At 69.0% G+C, this 23,689-nt stretch carries 23 protein-coding genes, 1 pseudogene and 1 riboswitch; of the genes and pseudogenes, 12 read left to right on the forward strand and 12 right to left on the reverse strand.

The features are described from left to right. Positions 1–6: 6 nt before the first annotated feature. The gene (locus DSD19_RS02105; RefSeq protein ID WP_113668362.1) at positions 7–1,011 is read right to left on the reverse strand and encodes an ABC transporter ATP-binding protein; all 1,005 of its coding nucleotides are present in this window, start codon (positions 1,009–1,011) and stop codon (positions 7–9) included. A 233-nt stretch (positions 1,012–1,244) separates the two neighbouring features. On the opposite strand from DSD19_RS02105, the gene argE reads away from it, so the two are divergent. From argE to DSD19_RS02120, 3 genes are all read left to right on the forward strand, one after another. Beyond that, positions 1,245–2,411 (forward strand): acetylornithine deacetylase, encoded by a 1,167-nt coding sequence (argE, locus tag DSD19_RS02110; RefSeq protein ID WP_113668363.1) that lies wholly within the window; start codon positions 1,245–1,247, stop codon positions 2,409–2,411. 6 nt (positions 2,412–2,417) lie between these two features. Next, entirely contained in the window at positions 2,418–3,584 is a 1,167-nt protein-coding gene (locus DSD19_RS02115; protein WP_075786468.1) for a M20 aminoacylase family protein, read from the forward strand. Positions 3,585–3,724: 140 nt separating this feature from the next. Continuing rightward, positions 3,725–3,994: a hypothetical protein gene (locus tag DSD19_RS02120; RefSeq protein ID WP_075786467.1), complete on the forward strand. Its 270-nt coding sequence runs from the start codon at positions 3,725–3,727 to the stop codon at positions 3,992–3,994. Here the strand turns inward: DSD19_RS02120 and DSD19_RS02125 are convergent. The 11 genes from DSD19_RS02125 to DSD19_RS02175 all read right to left on the reverse strand — a co-directional run bounded on the left by DSD19_RS02125 (position 3,991) and on the right by DSD19_RS02175 (position 15,541). After that, positions 3,991–4,692: an HAD-IA family hydrolase gene (locus tag DSD19_RS02125; protein WP_113668364.1), complete on the reverse strand. Its 702-nt coding sequence runs from the start codon at positions 4,690–4,692 to the stop codon at positions 3,991–3,993. The two genes, DSD19_RS02120 and DSD19_RS02125, sit on opposite strands and share 4 nt — an antisense overlap. Continuing rightward, the gene (gene gph / locus DSD19_RS02130; RefSeq protein ID WP_113668365.1) at positions 4,689–5,351 is read right to left on the reverse strand and encodes a phosphoglycolate phosphatase; all 663 of its coding nucleotides are present in this window, start codon (positions 5,349–5,351) and stop codon (positions 4,689–4,691) included. The genes DSD19_RS02125 and gph overlap by 4 nt, the downstream gene beginning before the upstream one ends. Continuing rightward, the gene (locus DSD19_RS02135) at positions 5,348–5,905 is read right to left on the reverse strand and encodes a thioredoxin family protein (RefSeq protein WP_113668366.1); all 558 of its coding nucleotides are present in this window, start codon (positions 5,903–5,905) and stop codon (positions 5,348–5,350) included. Before DSD19_RS02135 ends, gph begins: the two co-directional genes overlap by 4 nt. 168 nt (positions 5,906–6,073) lie before the next feature. Then, positions 6,074–6,769, reverse strand: coding sequence for a ribulose-phosphate 3-epimerase (gene rpe / locus DSD19_RS02140; RefSeq protein WP_075786463.1), 696 nt, complete (start codon positions 6,767–6,769; stop codon positions 6,074–6,076). A gap of 71 nt (positions 6,770–6,840) precedes the next feature. Continuing rightward, complete coding sequence (locus DSD19_RS02145) at positions 6,841–8,226, reverse strand: ribulose-bisphosphate carboxylase (RefSeq protein WP_075786462.1); 1,386 nt, start codon at positions 8,224–8,226, stop codon at positions 6,841–6,843. Between the two features lie 110 nt (positions 8,227–8,336). Further along, entirely contained in the window at positions 8,337–9,401 is a 1,065-nt protein-coding gene (gene fba, locus DSD19_RS02150) for a class II fructose-bisphosphate aldolase (RefSeq protein ID WP_075786461.1), read from the reverse strand. A gap of 12 nt (positions 9,402–9,413) precedes the next feature. Further along, entirely contained in the window at positions 9,414–10,622 is a 1,209-nt protein-coding gene (gene pgk / locus DSD19_RS02155) for a phosphoglycerate kinase (RefSeq protein ID WP_113668367.1), read from the reverse strand. Then, positions 10,622–11,623: a type I glyceraldehyde-3-phosphate dehydrogenase gene (gene gap / locus DSD19_RS02160; RefSeq protein WP_113668368.1), complete on the reverse strand. Its 1,002-nt coding sequence runs from the start codon at positions 11,621–11,623 to the stop codon at positions 10,622–10,624. The genes pgk and gap overlap by 1 nt, the downstream gene beginning before the upstream one ends. 17 nt (positions 11,624–11,640) lie before the next feature. Continuing rightward, positions 11,641–13,632, reverse strand: a complete 1,992-nt coding sequence (tkt, locus tag DSD19_RS02165) for a transketolase (RefSeq protein ID WP_113668369.1) — start codon at positions 13,630–13,632, stop codon at positions 11,641–11,643. An 11-nt stretch (positions 13,633–13,643) separates the two neighbouring features. After that, positions 13,644–14,516, reverse strand: a complete 873-nt coding sequence (locus DSD19_RS02170) for a phosphoribulokinase (RefSeq protein ID WP_113668370.1) — start codon at positions 14,514–14,516, stop codon at positions 13,644–13,646. Positions 14,517–14,533: 17 nt separating this feature from the next. Beyond that, on the reverse strand, positions 14,534–15,541 hold the full coding sequence (locus tag DSD19_RS02175; RefSeq protein ID WP_075786456.1) for a class 1 fructose-bisphosphatase: 1,008 nt from the start codon (positions 15,539–15,541) through the stop codon (positions 14,534–14,536). Between the two features lie 110 nt (positions 15,542–15,651). Between DSD19_RS02175 and DSD19_RS02180 the strand changes: the two genes are divergently transcribed. From DSD19_RS02180 to DSD19_RS02220, 9 genes and pseudogenes are all read left to right on the forward strand, one after another. Further along, on the forward strand, positions 15,652–16,575 hold the full coding sequence (locus tag DSD19_RS02180; protein ID WP_075786455.1) for a LysR family transcriptional regulator: 924 nt from the start codon (positions 15,652–15,654) through the stop codon (positions 16,573–16,575). A gap of 157 nt (positions 16,576–16,732) precedes the next feature. Then, entirely contained in the window at positions 16,733–19,174 is a 2,442-nt protein-coding gene (locus DSD19_RS02185) for a heavy metal translocating P-type ATPase (RefSeq protein WP_113668371.1), read from the forward strand. Next, positions 19,171–19,560 (forward strand): Cu(I)-responsive transcriptional regulator, encoded by a 390-nt coding sequence (cueR, locus tag DSD19_RS02190; protein WP_075786453.1) that lies wholly within the window; start codon positions 19,171–19,173, stop codon positions 19,558–19,560. Before DSD19_RS02185 ends, cueR begins: the two co-directional genes overlap by 4 nt. Before the next feature lie 38 nt (positions 19,561–19,598). After that, positions 19,599–19,801, forward strand: a riboswitch (cobalamin riboswitch). 168 nt (positions 19,802–19,969) lie between these two features. Next, positions 19,970–20,962 (forward strand): iron ABC transporter permease, encoded by a 993-nt coding sequence (locus DSD19_RS02195; protein ID WP_113668372.1) that lies wholly within the window; start codon positions 19,970–19,972, stop codon positions 20,960–20,962. Beyond that, a complete protein-coding gene (locus tag DSD19_RS02200; protein WP_113668373.1) occupies positions 20,959–21,717 on the forward strand; it encodes an ABC transporter ATP-binding protein in 759 nt (252 codons plus the stop codon). Before DSD19_RS02195 ends, DSD19_RS02200 begins: the two co-directional genes overlap by 4 nt. Positions 21,718–21,751: 34 nt before the next feature. Further along, entirely contained in the window at positions 21,752–22,375 is a 624-nt protein-coding gene (locus DSD19_RS02205; RefSeq protein ID WP_113668374.1) for a MotA/TolQ/ExbB proton channel family protein, read from the forward strand. Continuing rightward, positions 22,375–22,761 (forward strand): biopolymer transporter ExbD, encoded by a 387-nt coding sequence (locus DSD19_RS02210; protein ID WP_113668375.1) that lies wholly within the window; start codon positions 22,375–22,377, stop codon positions 22,759–22,761. The genes DSD19_RS02205 and DSD19_RS02210 overlap by 1 nt, the downstream gene beginning before the upstream one ends. Positions 22,762–22,765: 4 nt before the next feature. Continuing rightward, complete coding sequence (locus tag DSD19_RS02215) at positions 22,766–23,152, forward strand: biopolymer transporter ExbD (protein WP_113668376.1); 387 nt, start codon at positions 22,766–22,768, stop codon at positions 23,150–23,152. Beyond that, a pseudogene (locus DSD19_RS02220) lies at positions 23,149–23,689 on the forward strand (hypothetical protein); the annotation flags it as partial. The gene DSD19_RS02215 and the pseudogene DSD19_RS02220, both read left to right, overlap by 4 nt.

Below are 23,689 nucleotides of genomic sequence, written 5' to 3' on the forward strand. Positions count from 1 at the left end.
GCGGTTTCAGACATGGCGCGGCGCTCCCCGGTCGACATCCCAGAAACAGGCGGCGTCATGGTCGGGGCCGACCGCGACGCGCGCCGGATTGGCCCGCGCGCAGGTTTCGAAGGCATGGGCGCAGCGGGCGCGGAACGGGCAGGCGCGGGGCGGGCCCGACAGCACCGGCGGCTGGCCCTCGATCACCTTCAGCCGCTCGGCCCGGGCGCCGGTGACATGGGGCACGGTCTGCAGAAGTGCGCGGGTATAGGGGTGCTGGGGCCGGGCAAACAGCGCCCTGACCGGCGCCTGTTCGACCACCTGGCCGCCATACATCACCATCACCCGGTCGGCGATGCCCGCGATCACGCCCAGATCGTGGGTGATCCAGATCACTGCCATCCCCAGCCGCTCGCGCAGGTCCTTCATCAGTTCCAGGATCTGGGCCTGGATCGTTACGTCGAGCGCGGTGGTGGGCTCGTCCGCGATCAGCACCTCTGGATCGCAGGCCAGCGCCATGGCGATCATCACCCGCTGCCGCATGCCGCCCGAGAACTGGTGCGGGAAATCGCCCAGCCGCCGCGCGGCATCGGGGATGCCGACCAGCTCCAGCAGTTCCTGCGCACGGCGACGCGCGGCGGCGCGGTCAAGCCCCATATGCTTGCGCAGCGGCTCCATGATCTGAAAGCCCACCGGAAAGACCGGGTTGAGGCTGGTCATCGGGTCCTGAAAGACAAAGCCGATGCGCGCGCCGCGAATGTCGCGCAGCTGTCGGGCGGGCATCCGCAGCAGGTCGTCGCCGCCGAAGCGCACCGTGCCCGCCCGCACCTCGGCCGGGGGCGAGGGCAGAAGCCCGATCAGCGACATCATGGTGACGGATTTGCCCGAGCCGCTTTCTCCGACCACACCCAGCAATTCCCCGGGTTGCAGGTGGAAATCGACGGAATTGACCGCGTGAATATCGCCGCCCCGGGTGCGAAACACGGTCTGCAGACCCTGCACCTCGAGGATGGGCGAAGCCCCATCTGGCATGCAAACTCCCTGAAGTTGCTGCTACGATTGTACTTTTCTGGTTTCCCGGACGTGGCGCCGGTGATTTTGCCCAAAGTGTGACCAGTGAAACCGCGCTCGGCAATATCAATCTGCCTCAGGGCCGCCCGACCTTGCGGAATTTTTGACCTTGCGTTCAATATTTCAGCGTTCGCGCTTGACCTCGATCGGTGCGGGCCGCAGTCTCGGCGCAAGACCCATCCCGGAGCCCCGCCATGGTCAGCCCGCTGGCACCTCGTCAACTGTTTGAAAAACTTGTTTCTTTCCCCACGGTCAGCCGCGATGGCAACCTCGATCTGATCGACTGGGTCGAGGAGTATCTGACCGGGTTCGGCATCCATTGCGCCCGGGTCTGGAACCCGGTGCGGTCCAAGGCCAGCCTTTATGCCCATGCCGGACCCTGGGCGCCGGGCGGCGTGATGCTGTCGGGCCATACCGATGTGGTGCCCGTCGACGGCCAGGACTGGAGCTCGGACCCCTGGGAGCTGACCGAACGGAACGGGCGGCTTTACGGGCGCGGCGCCTGCGACATGAAGGGCTTCGATGCGCTGGCGCTCTGGGCGCTGGTCGAGGCCAGGACCCGCGACGTGGCGCGCCCGCTGCAACTGGCGCTGAGCTATGACGAGGAGCTGGGCTGCCTGGCCGCACCGGCGCTGATCGCGGCGATGGCGCGCGCGGACCTGCCCAAGGCCGCGGCGGTGATCGTGGGCGAGCCCTCGATGCTGCAGGTGGTGACCGGCCACAAGGGCAATATCGGCTTCGAGATCCGGCTGAAGGGCCATGAGGTGCATTCCTCGATGCAACACAAGGGCGTCTCGGCGGTGATGGAGGCGGGGCGGCTGATCCAGTGGGCGAACGACGTGAACGACCGCAATCGCGCCCGCCCGCCCGCAGGCGATGACGGGCTGTTCGATCCGCCCTGGACCACCGCTCATGTCGGCGAGATCGCGGGCGGCACCGCGCAGAACATCACCGCCGCCGATTGCCGGATGGGGCTCGATTACCGCTGCGTGCCCTCGGACAGCCTCGAGGCCTGCCGCGCGGCGCTGATGGCCGAGGTGGCGCGGGTCGAGGCGGGCATGCAGGCCATCCGTCCCGAGACCGGCATCGCGTTCGACGAGACCTTCTCGGTGCCCGCGCTCGCCCCCGAGACGGACGGCGCGGCCGAGGCTCTGGCTCGCCGGCTGACCGGCGACAACGCCACCCATGTGGTCAGCTACGCGACCGAGGCCGGGCAGTTCCAGGAGGGCGGCTTTTCGACCGTCGTCTGCGGCCCCGGCGACATCGCCCAGGCGCACCAGCCCGACGAATACATCACCCTCGACCAGTTCCGGCAGGGCGAGGCCTTCATGGCCCGGCTGCTCGACCATCTGAAGGAGTAAACGCGCATGCCCGTCAAGAACCGCCTCGCCGAGATGCAGCCCGAGATCGCTGCCTGGCGCCGGGACATCCACGAGAATCCCGAACTGATGTACGATCTGCCGCGCACCTCGGCGCTGGTGGCCGCGAAGCTGAGGGAATTCGGCTGCGACGAGGTGGTCGAAGGGATCGGGCGGTCGGGCGTCGTGGGCGTGATCAAGGGCCGCTCGGACGGGCAGGGGCGGGCGATCGGGCTGCGGGCCGACATGGACGCCTTGCCGATCCACGAGGCGACGGGGCTGCCCTATGCCTCGAAGACGCCGGGCAAGATGCATGCCTGCGGCCATGACGGCCATACCGCGATGCTGCTGGGGGCCGCGAAATACCTGGCCGAGACCCGCAATTTCGACGGCCGCGCGGTGGTGATCTTCCAGCCCGCCGAAGAGGGCGGCGCGGGCGGTCTGGCGATGTGCGAGGACGGGTTGATGGCGCGGTTCGGCATCGAGGAAGTCTATGGCATGCACAACATGCCCGGCATCCCGGTCGGCGCCTTCGCGATCCGGCCCGGGCCGATCATGGCCGCGACCGACGAATTCGACATCACCGTCACCGGCAAGGGCGGGCATGCCGCCAAGCCCCATGAATGCATCGACACCACGCTCGTTGCCTCGCATATCGTCGTCGCGCTGCAATCCATCGCTTCGCGGAATGCCGATCCGCTGAAACAGATCGTGGTGTCGGTCTGCACCTTCCGCACCGAATCCGAGGCCTATAACGTGATCCCCCAGACCGTCGAGCTGAAAGGCACGGTCCGGACGCTGGAAGAGGGCATGCGCGATCTGGCCGAGGCGCGCGTCGCCGCGGTGGCCGAGGCGACGGCGGCGGCCTATGGGGCGACGGCCGAGGTGCGCTATCAGCGCAACTACCCGGTGACCGCCAACGCCCCCGAGCAGACCGATTTCGCGGCCGCGATGGCCGAGAAGGTCTCGGGCCGGGTCGATCCGGCGACCGCGCCGCTGATGGGGGGCGAGGATTTCAGCTACATGCTGCTGGAACGGCCCGGTGCCTATATCTTCCTTGGCAATGGCGACACCGCCTCGGTGCACCACCCGGCCTACAATTTCGACGACGAGGCGATCCCCTTCGGGTCCTCCTGGTACGTCGAACTGGTCGAGAACCGGCTGCCCGCCGTCTGAGGGCGGCGACGGGCGCGGGGTCGGCCGCGGCCGTTTCGCCACGGCCCGGCCGCGGCCTCGCCCCTGCGCTCTCTGGGCCTATGGCGCGATCTTCGGTCCGGGGGTAACCTGCTGAAAAGAGGCGCATGCGAGGGACCCCCATGACCGGAACGAATGACGAGCGGTTTCCGAAAAGCCTGATCCAGGCCGACCGGATCGTGACCGATACCAAATGGAACCTGGCCGAGAACGGCTCGACCCCGTTTTCCGATTTCTTCGGCGTGGCGATGCTGTCGAAGGGCGCGGTCACCGCGGCGCTGACGATGCGGCGGCCGACGCCCTTTTCGGGCGCGCTGCACCTGCCGATGATCTTCCGCCGCCGGTCGAAGACGCGGCTCTGGACCGGCGGCCGGCTGCTGTCCTGGCGCTAGTAGCTCAGCAGCATCGCCTTCAGGATCAGCGGCCAGTTGCGCTGTTCCAGCGTCGGTGCGCAATGCGCGGCGCCGGTGAAATCCTCGTTCGCGGTATAGGTGCTGGGGGTGATGACGACCCCCAGCCCCGCGGCCCGCGCCGATTGCAGGCCGATATGGCTGTCCTCGAAGGCAAGGCACTCGCGCGGCGGCAGCCCCAGCCGGTCGAGCGCCAGCCGGTAGATCGCCGGGTCGGGTTTCTTGCGCTCGACCTCGTCGCCCGAGGCGATCACGTCGAAGACCCGGTCGGCGGGCTTGCCCCAGCAGGTCCGCGCCAGCACCTCGACATTGGGCCGCGAGGTGGTGGTGGCCATGGCGATCGCCATGTCGGCCTCGCGGGCATGCAGGATCAGGTCCTCGACCCCGGGGCGCAGCCCGACCGCGCCTTCGGCGATCATCCGGCCGAAGGTTTCGGTCTTCTCGGCATGCAGCCGGACCAGATCGGCCTCGGGCAGCCGCGCCGCCTCGGGCAGCCCCGCCTGAAACGCGCGCAGCCGTTCCTTGCCGCCGCCGGTCTTCAGCAGAACGGCATAGTCGTCGCGTGACCAGTGCCAGTCGAGCCCATGGGCGGCGAAAGTCGCGTTGAATGCCGCCCGGTGGGTTTCCTCGGTCTCGGCCAGCGTGCCGTCGAGATCGAAGATCAGGGCCTTGATGGTCATCTCAGCTCGTCGGCGAGCCGCGCCACGATGGCGACCAGCACGTCGTAATCGGAAAACCGCGCGTCCTGCGGGATGTCGTCGACATCCTCGGACCGGTGATAGCCCTCGGTAAAGAGCGCAAAGCGCATGCCGGTGGCCTGGGCCGTCGCCGCGTCGATCTCGCTGTCGCCGACAAAGACCGCCTGCTTGGCCTGAAGCTGGTCGCGCACCGCCAGCAGCGGTTTCGGGTCGGGTTTCCTGACCTCGAGCGTGTCGCCGCCGACCACCGCGCCGAAGAAACCGTCGATGCCGAAGGTCTTGAGGATGGCGCGCGAGGGCGCCTCGGGCTTGTTGGTGCACACGCCCATCGCCCAGCCCTCGTCGCGGAACTGTTCCAGCGCGTCCTGCACCCCGGGATACAGCGTCGTCAGCGTCGCCGGGTCGGCTTCGTAATGGCCAAGGAAGGTCTCGACCATGGCGTCGCGCTGATCGGGTTCGAGCCCGCGGGCCTCGATCACGCGTTCCATCAGCACCTGCACCCCGTCGCCGATGAAGGCGCGGATGGTCTCGAGGTCAAGCGCCTCGCGGCCCATCCCGGCAAGCGTCCGGTTCACGGCGGCATGGATATCGGGGGCGCTGTCGATCAGCGTCCCGTCGAGATCGAAGATGATGGCCTTCACGCGGCATCCTTCCATTTGATCGAGCAGCCCATCGACGGGATCTGCTCGGCGGGTCCGTGGCCGGTCTCGGCCACCTGTTTCATCGCCTCGTAAAGGTCGCGGCGCAGGTCGGGCGGGCCCGCCTGCTTGCGCGAGGCATCCAGCCGTCCGCGATATTGCAGCCCCATCCCGGCATCGAAGCCGAAGAAATCCGGGGTGCAGACGGCGCCATAGGCCCGTGCGACCGACTGGTCCTCGTCATGGAGATAGGGGAAGGGAAGGTCAAGTTCCTCGGCGACGCGGCGCATGCCCTCGATCCCGTCCTCGGGATAGGCCGAGGCGTCGTTCGAACAGATCGCGGCGACGCCGATGCCCAGGGCCTGCAGGTCGCGCGCGTCGCGGATCATCCGGTCGCGGACCGCCAGCACATAGGGGCAGTGGTTGCAGATGAACATGATCAGCGTGCCCTTCGGGCCGCGGATGTCCTTCAGGGCGTAGGTCCTGCCGTCGGTGCCGGGCAGGGCAAGGTCCGGGGCGGTCCAGCCGAAATCGCAGACAGGGGGAGAGACGGCCATGAAAACCTCCTTCGAATGGGACTGGGGTGCCGGAAAGAAGGTAACGCTGCGCGGCGGGCGGGCCAGCCGGTCCTTTGGCGGCGGTCCCTCAGTGTGACGGAGCCGCCCGGGGGCAACGGGGCGAGGGAGGGCGCGCGGCCCGCGCCCTCCCGGACCTGTGGTCGGGCCTCAGGCCGCTTTCCGTGCGCCTTCGGCGGCCTCGCGGATCGCGCGGATATTGGCGCCATAGACCTCGGGCGTGTCGACCGAGCCGCCCTTGAAGACGGCCGAGCCCGCGACCAGCACATCGGCGCCCGCCTCGACCACCAGCGGCGCCGTCTCGGGGGTGATGCCGCCGTCGATCTGGATATGGATCGGGCGGTCGCCGATCATGGCGCGAACCTTGCGGGTCTTCTCGATGCCGGAATGGATGAATTTCTGCCCGCCGAAGCCCGGGTTCACGGTCATGATCAGGACCATGTCGCACAGATCGAGGATATGCTCGACGCTTTCCGCAGGCGTCGCGGGGTTCAGCACCACGCCCGCCTTGACGCCCTGTGCCTTGATCGCCTGCAGGGTGCGGTGGATATGCGGCCCCGCCTCGATATGGGCGGTGATCATGTCGGCGCCCGCCTCGGCATAGGCCTCGATATAGGCATCGACCGGCGAGATCATCAGATGGACGTCCATGAAGGTCTTCACATGCGGGCGGAAGGCCTTCACCGCGGGCGGGCCGAAGGTCAGGTTCGGCACGAAATGCCCGTCCATCACGTCGACATGCACCCAGTCGGCGCCCTGCGCCTCGATGGCCCGGATCTCGGCGCCGAAATTCGCGAAATCGGCAGACAGGATCGAGGGCGCGATCTTGATCGAACGGTCGAACATCTTGGGGTTCCTCCCGAAGGGGCCGGTTTTTCAAGGATGGCGCGGCCCCGGGGCAGGGCCGCGCCGGATCGTCATTCGGCGGCGACGGCGCCCAGCGCCTCGCGCCAGCCCGGGTAAAGCTTGTCGGCATCCTGCGGGAAGCTTTCGAAGGCCCGGGCCAGTTCCTTGTGCTCCTTGGCGTAGTCGACGAGGTTCACACCCGACTTCCACGCATCATGGGCCTGGCGCAGCGAGATCGCGCCTGCGGTGCCGCCATCGACATGGCCGAAGGCGCCGCCGCCCGAGGTCTGGATCACGTTGGAATGGCCCAGATTGTCGAAGAAGCCCGGCAGGCGCAGCGCGTTCATGCCACCCGAGATGATCGGCGTGGTGGGTTTCATCCCCAGCCAGTCCTGACGGTAGAAGGGGCCGTCCGCCACGTCGTCGGTCAGCATGAAGGCCATGATCTTGTCGGATGGATCGCCCTCCATCTTGCCAAAGCCCATGGTGCCGGTGTGGATCCCCGAGGCGCCTTGCAGACGCGCCATCTTGGACAGCACGAAGGCGGTATAGCCGCGTTGGGATTCCGGCGAGGTCACGGCGCCGTGGCCTGCGCGGTGATAATGCAGGAACTGGTGCGGGAAGGCGCGGCGCGCGGTGGTGATCGCCGCGGGACCGGCGACATAGCCGTCGACGAGGAAGGCCACGTGATCGGCATTCTCGCCGAAGGTCTCAAGGATGTATTCGCCCCGGGCCAGCATTTCGTAATGGTCGTCGGCGGTGATGTTGGCCGAGAACAGCTTGGCCTCGCCGGTTTCGTCCTGGGCGCGCCTCATCGCGTCGGCCACCAGACGGATCGTCTCTTTCAGCGGCGCGAAGACCTGGTTGCCCTGCGGTTCGTCGTTCTTGATGAAATCGCCGCCCAGCCAGAATTCATGGCAGGCATCGGCGAAGGGCTGCGGGCGCAGGCCAAGCTTGGGCTTGATGATGGTGCCCACCACCATGCCGCCATCGGTGACGCTGCGGCCCAGCACGCGCCACATGTCGGCGATGTTCATCACCGGCCCGTCGAAAAGCCGCAGATAGGCGGGCGGCACGTAGAAGTCGCGCATCTTCGCGTGCTCGACATCGCCCATGCCCTGGTTGTTGCCGATCGTCAGCGTCAGGAACGAGGCCAGCATGGCGCGGCCGTCGATGATGTTGCGGTCGAACAGCTCGACCGGATAGGCGATCTTCATCACCTCGTTTTCGGGGTCGATCTCGTAGACGAGCGCATCGACGCCCTTGGTGAAATCGTCGGTGGTGTGCACCTCGACATTGGTGCCGGTCGAGCTTTCGGCGGCGAAATGCGCGGCCGTCGCAAGGTAGTCCCCGCCGTCCTTCGGCTTCATCGTATAGGCGCAGAGCACGTGGCGGCCGCCGGCGATGAGCGCTTTCTCATCGAGGTCGAGGCGGGCATATCGGTTCGACTGATCCATTTCCTATGGCCTTTCGGTTCGTCTTGTCCCTGGGTTCCGGTGGTCTTTGTTCTACGTTGCGCGCGTTTCCGGAGCGGGCCCGGCCCCCGCGAGGGCCGGGCGCCAGAGGTTTATTTCGTCTTCGGATCGAGGCTGCCGTCGGCATAGCGCTTGGCCATGTCCTCCATCGGGATCGGCTTGATCCGCGAGGCATTGCCCGCGGTGCCGAAGCGTTCGAAGCGGTCCTTGCACAGCTTGGTCATCTCGGCCATCGCGGGCTTGAGGAATTTGCGCGGGTCGAATTCGGCCGGGTTCTCCTGGGCGATGCGGCGGAAGGTGCCGGTCATCGCCATCCGGTTGTCGGTGTCGATATTGACCTTGCGCACGCCCATCTTGATGCCGCGCTCGATCTCTTCGACCGGCACGCCGTAGGTCTGGGGCATCGCGCCGCCATTCTCGTTGATCAGGTCCTGCAGGTATTGCGGCACCGAGGACGAGCCGTGCATCACCAGGTGCGTGTCGGGCAGCTTGGCATGGATCTTCTCGATCACGCTCATCGCCAGGGTCTCGCCCGTGGGCTTCTGGGTGAACTTGTAGGCGCCGTGGCTGGTGCCGCAGGCGATGGCCAGCGCATCGACCCGGGTCCTGGCGACGAAATCGGCGGCCTGGTCGGGGTCGGTCAGCAGCTGGTCGTGGCTCAGCTCGCCTTCGGCGCCGTGGCCGTCCTCGGCCTCGCCCATGCCGGTTTCCAGGCTGCCCAGGACGCCCAGTTCGCCCTCGACCGAGGCGCCGACCCAATGCGCCATGTCGGCCACGCGCTTGGTGATGTCGACGTTATACTCGTAGGACGCAGGGGTCTTGCCGTCGCCTTCCAGCGAGCCGTCCATCATCACCGAGGTAAAGCCGTGCTTGATCGCCGACAGGCAGGTCGCCTCGTTGTTGCCGTGGTCCTGATGCATGCAGAGCGGGATGTCGGGATAGATCATCGACAGCGCCTCGATCATCTTCGCCAGCATGATGTCATTGGCATATTGGCGCGCGCCGCGGCTCGCCTGGATGATGACCGGTGCGTCGCAGGCCTTGGCGGCCTCCATGATCGACAGGCCCTGTTCCATGTTGTTGATGTTGAAGGCGGGCACGCCGTAGCCGTGCTCGGCCGCATGGTCCAGAAGTTGCCGCAGGGTGATAAGAGCCATCGTTAATCTCCGTCAGTCAGCGCGCTCGGCGCGTTCCAAAGCTTCGAGACCGGGGAGCGGCCGCCCCTCCAGCCATTCGAGGAATGCTCCACCGGCGGTGGAGACATAGGTGAAATCATGGGCATGGCCCGAGCGGTTCAGCGCGACCAGCGTATCCCCGCCGCCCGCCACCGACACGCACAGCCCGGCCCGGGTCTGTTCGGCCACGGTTTCGGCCAGTGCCCGGGTCGCGCCGTCGAAGGGCGGCGTCTCGTAGGTGCCCAAGGGCCCGTTCCAGACGATGGTGCGGGCCTTGCGCAGGAGGCCGCGATACAGCTCGACCGTGTTCGGGCCCAGATCGTAGACCCGGCGGTTCGGGCGGATGCCGCCCAGCGGCACCGGATAGGCATGCTGGCCCGCATGTTGCAGCCCGTCGACGACGAAGTCCCTGGGCATTACGATCCTGCAGCCCGCGACCTCGGCCAGCGCCGCGATCTCGAGGATCTCGTCGGCCAGTTCGGGTTCGCAGAACGACTTGCCGACGCTGTAGCCGCGCGCGAAGAGGAAGGTGTTGGCCAGCCCGCCGCCCAGCAGGATGGTGTCGATCTTGGCCACCAGCCGTTTCAGAAGCCCCAGCCGTTCGGCCATCGACCGCCCGCCGACCAGCGCCACCGAGGGCGAGAGCGGGGTATCGAGCGCCCGGTCGAGCTGGGCCAGCTCTTCCAGCAGCAAGGGTCCGGCGGCGACCGTCTGGGCCGCGTCGACCGCCGCCGTGGTCGAGGCATGCAGCCGGTGACAGCAGGAAAAGGCATCGTTGACATAGATGTCGCCCAGCCGGGCCAGATCCGCCCCGAGCCCGGGGTCGTTCACTTCCTCGCCGCGTTCGAAGCGCAGGTTCTCGCAGAGCAGGACCTCGCCCGGCGCCAGCGCAAGGCTGGTGCGCTCGGCCATCGGCCCCGCGCAGGTGTCGATGAAGCGGACCGGCGCCTCCAGCGCGTCCGCCAGCGCGGTCTGTACCCGTTCCAGCGACAGGGCCGGGGTCAGTTCGCCCTCGGGACGGCCGAGATGGCTGAGAACCACCAGCCGCGCGCCCTGCGCCAGAAGCGGTTTCATGCCCCTGGCGAACCGGGCGATGCGCGTGGCATCGCCCACCCCGCCGGGGCCGAGCGGAACGTTCAGATCCGCCCGGACCGCCAGGCGCCTGCCCGAAACATCCAGCGATGTCAGGGGCGTCGGCGCCATCAGATCAGGGCCCCCATGGCCACGGCGGTATCCGCCATGCGGTTGGAGAAGCCCCATTCGTTGTCATACCAGGTCAGGATGCGGACCATCGTGCCGTCCATGACCTTGGTCTGATCCATGTGGAAGACCGAGGAATGCGGGTCGTGGTTGAAGTCCGACGAGACCAGTTTCTCGTCGGTATAGCCGAGAATGCCCTTCATCGGGCCGTCGGCTGCCGCCCGGATGGCCGCGTTGACCTCGTCGACGGTGGTCTCCTTCGACGCCTCGAACACCAGATCGACGACCGACACGTTCGGCGTCGGCACCCGGATCGCGACGCCGTCGAGCTTGCCGTTCAGTTCCGGCAGCACGAGGCCCACGGCCTTGGCGGCCCCGGTCGAGGTCGGGATCATCGACATCGCCGCCGCGCGGGCGCGGTAGAGATCCTTGTGCATGGTGTCCAGCGTCGGCTGGTCGCCGGTATAGCTGTGGATCGTGGTCATGAAGCCGCGGGTGATGCCGATGGCATCGTTCAGGGCCTTGGCCACCGGCGACAGGCAGTTCGTCGTGCAGGACGCGTTCGAGACGACCAGATCGTCCTTGGTCAGCACGTCATGGTTGACGCCATAGACGATGGTCTTGTCGGCCCCGGCGCCCGGCGCCGAGATCAGCACCCGCTTCGAGCCGTTTTCCAGATGGATCGCGGCCTTGTCGCGGGCGGTGAAGATGCCCGTGCATTCCAGCGCCACGTCGACATCGCCCCAGGGCAGCTCCTTCGGGTCGCGGATCGCGGTCACCTTGATCGGGCCGCGGCCCACGTCGATGGTGTCGCCGCTCACGGTCACGGTGCCGGGGAAGCGGCCGTGCACGCTGTCATAGCGCATCAGGTGGGCGTTGGTCTCGACCGGACCCAGATCGTTGATCGCGACGACCTCGATATCGGTGCGGCCCGATTCCACGATCGCCCGCAGCACGTTGCGCCCGATCCGGCCAAAGCCGTTGATTGCTACCTTAACTGTCATCTTCCACCCTTCTTGTCTTATCGGATCAGTTTCTTCGCGGCGGCGGCCACGGCTTCGGCGGTGATGCCGAAATGCTTGTAAAGGTCGTCTGCCGGCGCCGAGGCGCCGAAGCCGGTCATGCCCACGAAGGCGGATCTGGCGCCCAGAAGCGGCGACCAGCCCTGTTCCACGGCGGCCTCGACCCCGACCCGGGGCGCGTCACCGAGGACGGATGCCCGGTAGGCCTCGTCCTGGGCTGCGAATAGCTCGAAACAGGGGGCAGAGACAACGGCCGCCCTGACGTCCTGGCGCGCCAGTTCGTCGGCGGCATTCATCGCGATCTCGACTTCCGAGCCGGTGGCGATCAGGGTGACGTCGCGGCCGCCCTCGGGCTCGCGCAGCACATAGGCGCCCTTCGCGGTCAGGTTCTCGGACCGGTGCTCGGTCCGCAGGCAGGGCAGGTTCTGGCGCGACAGCGCCAGCAGGCTCGGGGTCTTCTCCGAGGTCGCGGCGATTTCCCAGGCCTCGGCGGTCTCGACCACATCTGCGGGGCGGAAGACGTTGAGGTTGGGCATGGCGCGCAGGCTGGCCAGATGCTCGACCGGCTGGTGGGTCGGGCCGTCCTCGCCCAGACCGATCGAGTCATGGGTCATCACGTAAGCCACCGGCAGCCCCATCAGCGCCGACAGCCGGATCGCGGGGCGGGCATAGTCGGCGAAGACGAGGAAGGTGCCGCCATAGGGGAAGAAGCCGCCATGCAGCGCGATGCCGTTCATCGCCGCCGACATGCCGAATTCGCGGATTCCGTAATGGATGTAGTTGCCGCCGTAATTGTCTTTCGACACCGGCGACATGCCCTTGGTCAGGGTCAGGTTCGAGCCGGTCAGGTCGGCCGAGCCGCCGATGGCGTTGGGCAGGGTGGCATTGACCACGGCCAGCGCCATTTCCGAGGCCTTCCGGGTCGCGACCTTGGGCGCGTCGGCCGAAAGCTGTTGCTTGTAGGCGGTGATCGCCTCGGCCATGGCGGCCTTGTCGGGCCCGGCCAGCGATTTCTCGAAGGCGCCGCCATGCTCGGCACAGAGCAGACGCGCCTCCCAGCCCTCGCGGGCCTCGCGGCCGCGCGCGGCGACCGCCTGCCAGGCGGCATAGACCTCTTTCGGCAGGGTAAAGGCCTCATGGGCCCAGCCCAGCGCCGTGCGGCTCGCGGCGATTTCCTCGGCACCCAGCGGCGCGCCATGGACCTTGTGGCTGCCGGCCTTGTTGGGCGCGCCCTGGCCGATCACGGTCTTGCAGTCGATCAGCGAGGGGCGGGGGTCCTTCTTCGCGGCCTCGATGGCGGCGGCGACCGCCTCGCGGTCATGGCCGTCGACCTCCTGCACATGCCAGCCGGCGGCGGCGAAACGGGCCTTCTGGTCGACCGAGGTCGACAGTTCGGTCGAGCCGTCGATGGTGATCTTGTTGTCGTCCCACAGCACGATCATCCGGCCCAGCTGCCAGTGCCCGGCCATGTCGATGGCCTCGTGGCTGATGCCCTCCATCAGGCAGCCGTCGCCCGCGATGACATAGGTGTAGTGATCGACCAGATCGTCGCCGAAACGGGCATTGTGCATCCGTTCGGCCAGCGCCATGCCGACCGCGGTGGTGATGCCCTGTCCCAGCGGGCCGGTCGTGGTCTCGATCCCGTCGGCATGGCCGTATTCCGGGTGACCGGCCGTGCGGGCGCCCCATTGCCGGAAGCTGCGGATCTGGTCCATGTCCATGTCGGCATAGCCCAGCATGTGGTTGATCGAATAGACCAGCATGGACCCGTGCCCCGCCGACAGCACGAAGCGGTCGCGGTCGGGCCATTTCGGGCAGGACGGGTCGATCTGCATGAACCGGTTGAACAGCACCGCGGCCACATCGGCCATGCCCATCGGCATGCCCGGATGGCCCGAATTGGCGGCTTGGACCGCATCCATGGTCAGGACCCGGATGGCGGTGGCCATCAGCGCTTCGGCGCTGGTGTCGATCTTGGTGGGCGCGTTCATGTGAACCCTCCTCAGGCGCGTTTCGATTCGGAGACGAGGCGATTGATCATCGGCGTCAGGATAAGCTGCATCGCGAGGTCGAGCTTGCCGCCCGGGATCACGATCGAGTTGGCGCGGCTCATCCAGGACCCGTGGATCATCGAGACCAGGTAGGAAAAGTCGATCCCGCGCGGGTTGCGGAACCGGATCACGACGAGGCTTTCGTCGGGGGTCGGGATCCAGCGGGCGACGAAGGGGTTCGAGGTATCGACCACGGGCACGCGCTGGAAGTTGATGTCGGTTTCGGTGAATTGCGGGCAGATGCAATGCACATAGGCATACATCCGGCGCAGGATCACATCGGTGATCGCCTCCGTCGTATAGCCGCGCTTTTCCTTGTCGCGGTGGATCTTCTGGATCCATTCGAGGTTGATGACCGGCACCACCCCGATCTTGAGGTCGGCATGGCGGGCGATGTTCACATCGTCATTGACGACCGAGCCGTGCAGACCTTCATAGAACAGCAGGTCCGACCCGTCCTCGAACGGCGCCCACTCGGTGAACTCGCCGGGGGGCACGCCGTATTTCTCGGCCTCGTCGGCATCGTGCACATAGTGGCGGGTGCGACCGGTGCCGGTCTCGCCATACTGGCTGAAGACCTTTTCCAGCTCCTTCAGCTCGTTCGCTTCGAAGCTGAAATGGCTGAAGCCGACATTGCCGCCGGCATACTGGCGGTCGAGTTCGGACTTCATGTCCTTGCGGTTGAACCGGTGGAAGGCGTCGCCCTCGATCGAGACCGCGTTCACGCCCTCGCGGCGGAAGATCTGGTCGAAGGTGTGCTTGACCGTCGAGGTGCCAGCCCCGGAGGAGCCGGTGACAGAAATGATCGGATGCTTCTTGCTCATGACAATCCTCCAGGAACTCAGACGCGGAACAGGCCGCGATTGCCGAACAGGGCGTTGACCTCTTCGTCCGGCAGGTCGTGATAGGCGGCGATGCGGCTGACCTTGTCGGTCGAACCGAAGACGAAGGGCGTGCGCGCATGCAGGCTTTCGGCGGTCTTGCCGAGGATCGGATCCTGCGCGTCGGTGGCAAGGCCTCCGGCCTGCTGGATCACGAAGGCGATGGGCGCGCATTCATAGACCATCCGCAGACGGCCGCGCTCGTAGCCCTTGCGGGCATCGCCGGGGTACAGGAAGACGCCGCCCCGGGTCAGGATGCGGTGGGTCTCGGCCACCAGCGAGGCGACCCAGCGCATGTTGAAGTTCGAGGCGCGCGGGCCTTCCTCACCGGCGAGGCAGTCGTCGATATAGGCCCGGATCGGCCGCGACCAGTGCCGGTAGTTCGACGCGTTGATGGCGAATTCGCGCGAGGTGTCGGGCACCATCACCGCCTCGGCCACCAGCACGAACTGCTTGCTGTCGGGATCGAGCAGGTATTCTTGGGTGCCCTTGCCGAAGGTGCAGACCAGCATCGTCTGCGGCCCGTAGATGATGTAGCCCGCGCCGATCTGTTCGCTGGCCGGGCGCAGCACGCTGGCATCGCCGGTCGCGGCCGCCTCGAAGATCGAGAAGATCGTGCCGATCGAGACGTTGACGTCGATGTTCGAGGATCCGTCGAGCGGGTCGATGGCGACGGCATAGGCGCCGGCCGGGTCAAGCTCGGCCACGACGTCCTGCTCTTCCGAGGCATAGAAGCGGACATTGGCGGACTTGAGACGTTCGCAGAAGGCGTCGTCGGCCATCAGGTCCAGCGCCTTCTGGGTATCGCCGCCCAGGTTCTCGCCGACCGCGGCCCCCAGCGCGCCGCCCAGCGGTCCGCGCTGGATCACCCGCGACAGGTCGATGCCGACCTCGCAGAGCGCGTTCAGGATCGGCTGAAGCGCGGCGGGGATATGCTGCAAATCCCGGATCGGATTCTCTCGTTGCATAAATTTCTCCCGAATCTGGCGACGCGTTGTCGATACCGGTTGCTAAAGGATGACGGCATGGGGGAGAATTTAAAAACACGGAACCTGCGTTAGATTTTTTTGAAAACCTCATGTCGACACTCCGGCCCGAAGCGGTAACCTTCAAGCAACTCAGGGCTTTGCGCGCCGTGGCCGAGCACGGAACGCTGACGGCGGCGGCCGAGTCGATCCACCTGACGACCCCGGCCGTCCATACCCAGCTGCGCCAGCTCGAAGAGAATTTCGGCGCCCGCCTGGTCGATCGCGGTCCCCAGGGCGTGGCGCGACTCACGCGCCAGGGCGAGGCGGTTCTGGTGGGCGCGCGCGCGATCGAGACCGCGCTCGAGGCCTGCGTCGATCATGTGCGCGCGCTCAACGAGGGGATGGAGGGGATGGTGACGCTGGGCGTGGTCGCCACCGCCAAGTATTTCGCGCCGCGCCTGGTGGCCGAGCTGCACCGCGCCTTTGCCGAAATCGACGTGATCCTGCGTGTGGGCTCGCGCGAGATGGTGGTGACGGCGCTGCAGGCGGCAAGCGTCGATATCGCGATCATGGGGCGGCCGCCCCGGGTGCCCGAGGTGCATGCGACAGTGCTGGGGCCGCATCCCCATGTGCTGATCGCGCCGCCCGATCATCCGCTGGCCGGGCAGGAGCGGATCGCGGCCGAACGGGTGCTGGCCGAGACCTTCCTCGCGCGCGAGATCGAGTCGGGAACCCGCGTGCTGATGGAGCGGTTCATCGAGCGGCTGGGCAAGGGGCGTCCGCAACGGGTCGTCGAGCTGGAAAGCAACGAGACCATCAAGCAGGCGGTGATGGCGGGGCTCGGGATCGCGCTGATCTCGCGTCACACGGTGGTCGAGGAACTGGCCGCCGGGCGGCTGGTCGAGCTGGATGCCCCCGCGCTGCCGCTGGTGCGGCAGTGGTTCCTGGTCCATCGCAGCGATACCGCCCTCAGTGCGGCCGGCCGGCGCATCCACGGCTACATAGTGGGCCGCCAGGGCGCGTTCCTGCCGTGATAGGCCGGTTTCCGGCCCCGAATTTTCGCAGAAAATTCGCGCGAACCTCCAGGCAGTCGGTTTCCCTGACAAAACGCGGCAGTGCCCTTGACCTTCCAGCGACTGGAGGTCCTATCTGAGGGGCATCCAATCCGACGGACGCTGCACGGAGGCTGTCATGACCGCGATCACCACCACCAGGCTGAAGCTCGAAGGGCTGCATTGCGCGGGCTGTGTGCGGCGGGTCGAGCGCGCCCTGACCGACCTGCCTGAGGTCGGTGCGGCCCGGGTGAATCTCGCCACCGGCACCGCCGAGGTCGAGCATTCCGGACCGCCTGCGCCGCTCATCGGCGCGGTCGAGGGGGCGGGCTTCGGCGTCGCCCGGACCGAAATCGCGCTCAACGTCGAGGGCGCGACCTGCGCCTCCTGCACCGGCCGGATCGAGCGTACTCTGCTGGCCCAGCCCGGGGTTCTGTCGGCTGCGATGAACCTCGCGACCGGTCAGGCCCGCGTGACCGCCGCCGAGGGCCTGGCCGATGCCCGTGCGCTGGCCCGCGCGGTCACAGAGGCTGGCTATCCGGCGACCCCGCTGACCGCCGAGGCGCGGCCCGAACCCGGCGCGGCCCAGGCTGCCGAGGCCCGCGCGCTGGCCCGCCGGGCCTGGATCGCGGGCCTGCTGGCGCTGCCCGTGGTGCTTCTGGAAATGGGCGGTCACGTGATCCCTGGTGCCCGCGAGGCGCTGGCCGGGATTGTCTCGGAAACCGGGCTGCGCGTCGTCTCGTTCCTGCTGACCACCGCGATCCTCGCCGGTCCGGGCCGGTCCTTCTTTCTCAAGGGCGTGCCGCTCCTGCTGAAGGGCGCGCCCGACATGAACGCGCTGGTCGCGCTCGGCACCGGCGCCGCCTGGGGGTACTCGACCCTCGCGACCTTCGCGCCCGGCCTGCTGCCCGCCGGCACGGCCCATGTCTATTTCGAGGCCGCCGCGGTCATCGTCACCCTGATCCTGATCGGCCGCACCCTCGAGGCCCGCGCCCGGGGCCGCACCGGCGAGGCGATCCGGCATCTGATGGGCCTGCAACCCCGCAGCGCCCGGGTCGTCACTGAAACGGGTCTCGAGGACCGGCCCGTCGAGCTGCTTGCCCCCGGCGATCTGATCGAGGTCCGCCCCGGCGAGCGCATCCCCACCGATGGCGAGATCGTCGCGGGGCAGGGGCCGGTCGACGAATCGATGCTGACCGGCGAGCCGATGCCCGCCGACAAGGCGCCCGGTGACGCGGTCACCGGCGGCACCGTCAATGGCGCCTCCGCGCTGCGGTTTCGCGCCACCCGGGTCGGCCGCGATACCGCGCTGGCCCAGATCGTGGCGATGGTCGAGACGGCGCAGGGCGCCAAGCTGCCGGTGCAGGCGCTGGCCGACCGGATCACCGGCATCTTCGTGCCCGCCGTCCTGGCCGCCGCCGCGCTGACCGTGGCTGTCTGGCTGATCGTCGGGCCCGACCCGGCGCTGGGGCTTGCACTGGTCGCGGGCGTCTCGGTTCTGATCGTGGCCTGTCCCTGCGCCATGGGGCTGGCCACGCCGACCTCGGTGATGGTCGGTACCGGCCGCGCCGCCGAGATGGGGGTGCTGTTCCGCAAGGGCGATGCGCTGCAAAGCCTGTCGGGCGTTGCGACGGTTGCCTTCGACAAGACCGGCACGCTGACCGAGGGCCGCCCCGAACTGACCGGGGCGCGGCTGGCCGAGGGCTTTGATCGCGGCGAGGTTCTGGCCGCGGCCGCCGCGCTCGAGGCCCGGTCGGAACATCCGCTGGCCCGCGCCATCCTCGCCGCCGCCCCCGATCATCCCGAGGCCGAAGGCGTCGAGGCGCTGCCCGGCTTCGGCGTCCGGGGGCGGATCGGGGGCCGCGCGGTGCTGGTGGGCGCCGAACGGCTGATGGCGCGCGAGGGCATCGCGCTTGGACCCCTCGCGGCCGAGGCCGCGGCGCTGGCCGCGACCGGCGCAACCCCGGTCTTCGTGGCCCTCGGCGGGCGCGCGGCGGGGGTGCTGGCGCTGGCCGACCCGATCAAGCCCTCGGCGCGCGCGGCCATCGCGGGACTGCACCGCATGGGTGTCCGGACGGCGCTGATCACCGGCGATACCGAGCCGACCGCGCGCGCCGTCGCGGCCGAGCTTGGCATCGGCCATGTCGTGGCGGGCGTCCTGCCCGGCGGCAAGGTCGAGGCGCTGGAGGGGCTGCGCGCCGACGGCCCTGTCGCCTTCGTCGGCGACGGGCTGAATGATGCGCCCGCGCTGGCGGCGGCCGATGTGGGGCTCGCCATCGGCACCGGCACCGATGTCGCCATCGAGGCGGGCGATGTGGTGCTGATGTCGGGCGACCCGCAGGGCGTCGTCAACGCGCTCCATGTCAGCCGCCGGACGCTGGCCAATATCCGTCAGAACCTGTTCTGGGCCTTCGCCTATAACGTGGCCCTCATTCCGGTCGCGGCAGGCGTGCTCTATCCGCTGAACGGCCTTCTTCTGTCGCCGATGCTGGCGGCGGGGGCCATGGCCTGTTCAAGCCTCTTCGTGCTGTCGAACGCCCTGCGGCTGCGCGGACTCGGACCCCTGGAGGCCCGGTCATGAATATCGGCGACATCTCGAAGGCGACCGGGCTGCCGGCCAAGACCATCCGCTATTACGAGGAGATCGGCCTGATCCGCCCCGCTCGGGGCGCCAATGGCTACCGGCATTTCTCGGAAACCGATTTGCACAACCTGACCTTTCTGGGCCGGGCGCGGTCGCTTGGGTTTTCCATCGAGGAATGCCGGGCGCTTCTGGCGCTTTACACCGACAAGGACCGCGCCAGCGCCGATGTGAAACAGATCGCCCGCGTCCATCTGGCGCAGATCGACGCCAAGATCGCCGAATTGCAGGCGATGCGCGCCACCCTGGCCGAGCTGGTTTCGGCCTGCGCGGGCGATCAGCGCCCCGACTGCCCGATCCTGAAGGGGCTGGCCGGAGAGGGCTGAGCCGCCCGCAAAGGGCTTTGACAATGCCCGCCGATCGGCTAGGCAGGAGCGACTTCGGTTCCGGTCCGCAAGGCCGGAGAAAAGGGAACGCGGTGCGCCCCCGCAAGGGCAATTCCGCGGCTGCCCCCGCAACTGTAGGCGGAGAGCGCGGCTGACAGATGCCACTGGGCCCGGCGCCCGGGAAGGCCAGCCAAGCGACGACCCGCAAGCCAGGAGACCTGCCGGAGCGACGATCACCCTTTCCGGGCGCGGGGCGCGCCCCGGAGCGGCCAGCCCGCAGCGGTGAGAAAGATCACCGTCCGGGGGGCTGGCGCGATGCCACCGTGCCCCGGACCGCCCGCAAGGGCAGGGAAGGCAGGGCGATGGACGATCCGGATACAAGACCGGCCGACCGAGACGGAGCGCGCGCATGAGGGGGCAGGGGCTCTTCTGGGCGCTTGCGCTGCTGGTCGCGGCCCTTTTCGCGCTGTCGCTGCTGATCGGCCCCGCGGGACTGTCGGTCAGGGACAGCCTCTCGGCGCTGCTGGCCGGGCGCGGCGAGGCGGCGGTTCTGGTCATGCGCGAGATCCGGCTGCCGCGCGCGATCCTGGCCGTGCTGGTGGGCGCGAGCCTCGGGCTCTCGGGCGCGGCGCTTCAGGGCTACATGCGCAACCCGCTGGCCGAGCCCGCTCTGATCGGCGTCTCGTCGAGCGCCGCGCTGGGCGCGGTGCTGGCGCTGCAGACGGGGCTTGCCTCGGCGCATGTGCTGGCGCTTCCCGCTTCGGCGCTGACAGGCGCGCTGATCGCCGTCTCGCTGCTGCTGCTGCTGGCCGGGCCGCGCGGGGGCGCCTTCACGCTGATCCTCGCGGGCATCGCCCTTTCGGCGCTGGCGGGCGCGCTGACGCAGCTGGTGCTGAACCTCTCGCCCAATCCTTACGCCACGGCCGATATCGTGTTCTGGCTGATGGGCTCGCTCGCCGACCGGTCCTTCACCCATGTCTGGCTGGCGCTGCCGCTGACGCTTCTGGGCTGGCTGATGCTGGCGGGGCTCGGCCGCGGGCTCGATGCGCTGACGCTGGGCGAGGATGCGGCGGCGGCGCTGGGCATCCGGCTTGGACGGCTGCGCCTTGCGCTGGTCCTGGGCGTCGCGGCCTCGGTGGGCGCGGGCGTGGCGGTCGCGGGCGCCATCGGCTTTGTCGGTCTGATCGTGCCGCATCTTCTGCGCCCGCTGGTGGGCGCGCGGCCCGGGCGGCTGCTGGCGGCCTCGGCGCTTGGCGGGGCGGCGCTTTTGCTGGCGGCCGATATCGGCGTGCGGCTGGTGCTGCCCGACCGCGACCTCAAGCTGGGCGTCGTCACGGCACTGATCGGCGCGCCGCTGTTCATCCGGCTGATCTACCGGACCCGGGTGGAGGCGGGCGCATGACCGGGATTGAGCTTTCGCATCTGACCGTCCGGCGCGGGCGCTGTCCGGTGGTCGACGATGTCACCGCGACGCTGTCCCCCGGCGACTGCGTTGGCCTTGTCGGTCCCAATGGCGCAGGCAAGACCACCCTGATGCGCGCAACCCTCGGCCTCGTGCCGCACAAGGGCACATCGAGCCTTGCGTGCCTTCCCGCGTCCGAGCGTGCCCGCGCCGCCGCCTGGTTGCCGCAAACCCGCGAGATCGCCTGGCCGGTCAGCGTCGAGACCCTGGTCGGGCTTGGCCGCACGCCGCATCTGGGACCGGGCCAGCGTCCCGGACCCGCCGACCGCGCCGCCGTCGGTGCCGCGATGGCCCGCCTCGACCTGACCGGGTTCGCCACGCGGCGCGCGACCGAGCTGTCGGGCGGCGAACAGGCGCGGGTGCTGATCGCCCGGGCGCTGGCGCAGGAGGCGCCGGTGCTGATGGCTGACGAACCCATTGCCGGGCTCGACCCGGCGCATCAGTTCACCACCATGGCGCTGTTTGCAGGGCTCGCCGCCGAAGGCCGCCTCGTGATGATCTCGCTCCACGATCTGGGGCTGGCGGTCCGGTTCTGCACCCGGCTTCTGCTGATGCATCGCGGCCGTCTGGTGGCCGACGGCCCGCCCCGCGCGGTGCTCAGCGAGGCCAATCTGGCCGAGGTCTTCGGGCTGCGCGCCTATCTTGCCGACACCCCCGACGGCCCGGTCTTCCAGCCGCTCGAGGTGGTGCGATGACCCCCGATACCTGCCCGGCCGAGGAGCCCGCCGCATGATCGACCCGATCCTGTCCTTCCTTCACACCGGCGGCGCGGCGATGTGGGCCATCGCGGCCCTGTCGGTCGCGACGCTCAGCCTGATCCTCTGGAAGCTCTGGGGCCTCGCGCGGATGGGGGCCTTCGCGGGCGCCCGGGCCGAACGCGCCGTGCGGCTCTGGCAGGAGGGTGCGCGCGAGGCGGCGGCCGAGGCGGTCTCGGGTCGGGTCGGTCTGCGCGCCCGGCTGGTGGGCGCGGCCATCGGGGCGCTGGCGCGGGGCCTGCCCGAGGCGAAGGCCCGCGAAGAGACCACCCGCGTCGCCCGGCGGCTCTTGGTCGAGGCGCGTTCGGGGCTGCGCGCGCTGGAACTGATCGCGGTGATCGCGCCGCTGCTGGGGCTTCTGGGCACCGTTCTGGGCATGATCGACGCCTTTCAGGCGCTGCAATCGGCGGGCTCGGCGGCCGACCCGGCCGATCTGGCGGGCGGCATCTGGGAGGCGCTTCTGACCACGGCCGCCGGCATGGCGGTGGCGATCCCGGCGGCGGTTTCGCTCAGCTGGTTCGAATCCGTGGCCGACAGCGCCCGCGCCGACATGGAAGACCTCGCGACCCGGCTTTTTCTGGCCACGGAGGCGGGGTGATGTTCAGTTTCGACACGCCCCGGCCGACGCGGCGCCCGAGCCTCACGCCGATGATCGACGTGGTTTTCCTGCTGCTCGTCTTCTTCATGATCGCCGCCCGCTTCGGCCCCGAGGCGGGGATCGGGATCGTCGCGGCCAGGGGCGGCGGGGCGGGCGACTGGCAGGGGCCGCCAAGACTGATCGAGGTGCGCCCCGACGGGCTGTCCCTGAACGGGCAGGCGATGATGGCGCCCGATGCCATCGCGGCCGAACTGGCGCGGATCACGCCCGCGCCCGGCGATCCGGTCCTGCTGCGCGCCCGGGACGGGGCCGACCTGCAGGCGCTGGTCGATGCGATGGACGCGCTCGGCCGGGCCGGGGTCGCGGGGCTCATGCTGGTGGAGTGAGGCGATGCTCGAGTTCGGCGAAGACGACCGGCAGCGGAGGCAGGGCGAAAGCATCGTGCCGATGATCAATGTCGTCTTCCTTTTGCTGATCTTCTTCCTGATGAGCGCGCGGCTGGTGCCGCCCGCGCCCTTCGAGACTGCGCCGCCGCGGGCGGACGGGGCCGAGCCCGCCACGGGGGACATGCTGCACCTGTCGGCCGCGGGCGATCTGGCCTTCGGCGATCTGCGGGGCGAGGCGGTTTTTGCGGCGCTCGCCGCGCGGCCCGACGGCGCCGGGCCGCTGGTGATCCGGGCCGATGCCGGAGTCGAGGCGGCCGCATTGGCGCGGCTTGCCGCGCGGCTGACCGCCGAGGGGCGCGGCCCGCTGCGGCTGGTGACGGTGCCGCGATGACACGGGCGGGCGAGCTTCTGGCCTTCATGCCGCTGGCGCTGGCGCTCCATGTCGGGGCCTTTGCGCTGGCGCGGCCGCCGATGGGGGGCGTTGCCGGGGCGGCAGGCGGGCCGGGGGGCGATGCGCTGGTGACGCTGGCGGCGGCGCCTGCGTCCTATGCCAGGCTTGCCGAGGACTGGACCGAGGCCCCGGCGCCTGACACCGACCTTGCAGACCTGCCAGCGCCAGAGCCAGAGCCTGAAAGCGTGCCGCGCGCCGATCCGGACCCCGCGCCCGACCGTGCCGCGATGCCGGTTCCCGCCCTGCCGACGCTTTCCGAACCGCGCCCCGAGGCCGACCTGCCCGTGCCCTCCAGCCCGCCCGACAGACGCGAGCCGGACCCGGCGTCGGCGCTTCGGCCCGAGTCACGCCCCGAGCCTCCGGCCAGGACCGCCCGCTCTGCCGCGCCGCCCTCGGAGGCGCGCGCGGCGCAGGTGGCGCGGGGCCGGTCAGAGGCCGCCGAGGCCGGGGCGGGGGCCACCGGCGGCGCGCCGACGC

The organism is Rhodovulum sp. BSW8 (assembly GCF_003314725.1).
Taxonomy (GTDB): domain Bacteria; phylum Pseudomonadota; class Alphaproteobacteria; order Rhodobacterales; family Rhodobacteraceae; genus Rhodovulum; species Rhodovulum visakhapatnamense.

What these genes read in the sequence shown, in the direction of transcription:
- DSD19_RS02175 (WP_075786456.1), bottom strand. Translation starts at nt 15,541, where the DNA reads ATGCAACGAGAGAATCCGATCCGGGATTTGCAGCATATCCCCGCCGCG.
- tkt (WP_113668369.1), bottom strand. Translation starts at nt 13,632, where the DNA reads ATGAACGCGCCCACCAAGATCGACACCAGCGCCGAAGCGCTGATGGCC.
- DSD19_RS02215 (WP_113668376.1), top strand. Translation starts at nt 22,766, where the DNA reads ATGCTCGAGTTCGGCGAAGACGACCGGCAGCGGAGGCAGGGCGAAAGC.
- DSD19_RS02180 (WP_075786455.1), top strand. Translation starts at nt 15,652, where the DNA reads ATGTCGACACTCCGGCCCGAAGCGGTAACCTTCAAGCAACTCAGGGCT.
- DSD19_RS02115 (WP_075786468.1), top strand. Translation starts at nt 2,418, where the DNA reads ATGCCCGTCAAGAACCGCCTCGCCGAGATGCAGCCCGAGATCGCTGCC.
- argE (WP_113668363.1), top strand. Translation starts at nt 1,245, where the DNA reads ATGGTCAGCCCGCTGGCACCTCGTCAACTGTTTGAAAAACTTGTTTCT.
- DSD19_RS02200 (WP_113668373.1), top strand. Translation starts at nt 20,959, where the DNA reads ATGACCGGGATTGAGCTTTCGCATCTGACCGTCCGGCGCGGGCGCTGT.
- pgk (WP_113668367.1), bottom strand. Translation starts at nt 10,622, where the DNA reads ATGGCGCCGACGCCCCTGACATCGCTGGATGTTTCGGGCAGGCGCCTG.
- DSD19_RS02135 (WP_113668366.1), bottom strand. Translation starts at nt 5,905, where the DNA reads ATGGCCGTCTCTCCCCCTGTCTGCGATTTCGGCTGGACCGCCCCGGAC.
- rpe (WP_075786463.1), bottom strand. Translation starts at nt 6,769, where the DNA reads ATGTTCGACCGTTCGATCAAGATCGCGCCCTCGATCCTGTCTGCCGAT.
- DSD19_RS02205 (WP_113668374.1), top strand. Translation starts at nt 21,752, where the DNA reads ATGATCGACCCGATCCTGTCCTTCCTTCACACCGGCGGCGCGGCGATG.
- DSD19_RS02125 (WP_113668364.1), bottom strand. Translation starts at nt 4,692, where the DNA reads ATGACCATCAAGGCCCTGATCTTCGATCTCGACGGCACGCTGGCCGAG.
- DSD19_RS02170 (WP_113668370.1), bottom strand. Translation starts at nt 14,516, where the DNA reads ATGAGCAAGAAGCATCCGATCATTTCTGTCACCGGCTCCTCCGGGGCT.
- fba (WP_075786461.1), bottom strand. Translation starts at nt 9,401, where the DNA reads ATGGCTCTTATCACCCTGCGGCAACTTCTGGACCATGCGGCCGAGCAC.
- gap (WP_113668368.1), bottom strand. Translation starts at nt 11,623, where the DNA reads ATGACAGTTAAGGTAGCAATCAACGGCTTTGGCCGGATCGGGCGCAAC.
- cueR (WP_075786453.1), top strand. Translation starts at nt 19,171, where the DNA reads ATGAATATCGGCGACATCTCGAAGGCGACCGGGCTGCCGGCCAAGACC.
- DSD19_RS02120 (WP_075786467.1), top strand. Translation starts at nt 3,725, where the DNA reads ATGACCGGAACGAATGACGAGCGGTTTCCGAAAAGCCTGATCCAGGCC.
- DSD19_RS02105 (WP_113668362.1), bottom strand. Translation starts at nt 1,011, where the DNA reads ATGCCAGATGGGGCTTCGCCCATCCTCGAGGTGCAGGGTCTGCAGACC.
- DSD19_RS02185 (WP_113668371.1), top strand. Translation starts at nt 16,733, where the DNA reads ATGACCGCGATCACCACCACCAGGCTGAAGCTCGAAGGGCTGCATTGC.
- DSD19_RS02145 (WP_075786462.1), bottom strand. Translation starts at nt 8,226, where the DNA reads ATGGATCAGTCGAACCGATATGCCCGCCTCGACCTCGATGAGAAAGCG.
- DSD19_RS02210 (WP_113668375.1), top strand. Translation starts at nt 22,375, where the DNA reads ATGTTCAGTTTCGACACGCCCCGGCCGACGCGGCGCCCGAGCCTCACG.
- DSD19_RS02195 (WP_113668372.1), top strand. Translation starts at nt 19,970, where the DNA reads ATGAGGGGGCAGGGGCTCTTCTGGGCGCTTGCGCTGCTGGTCGCGGCC.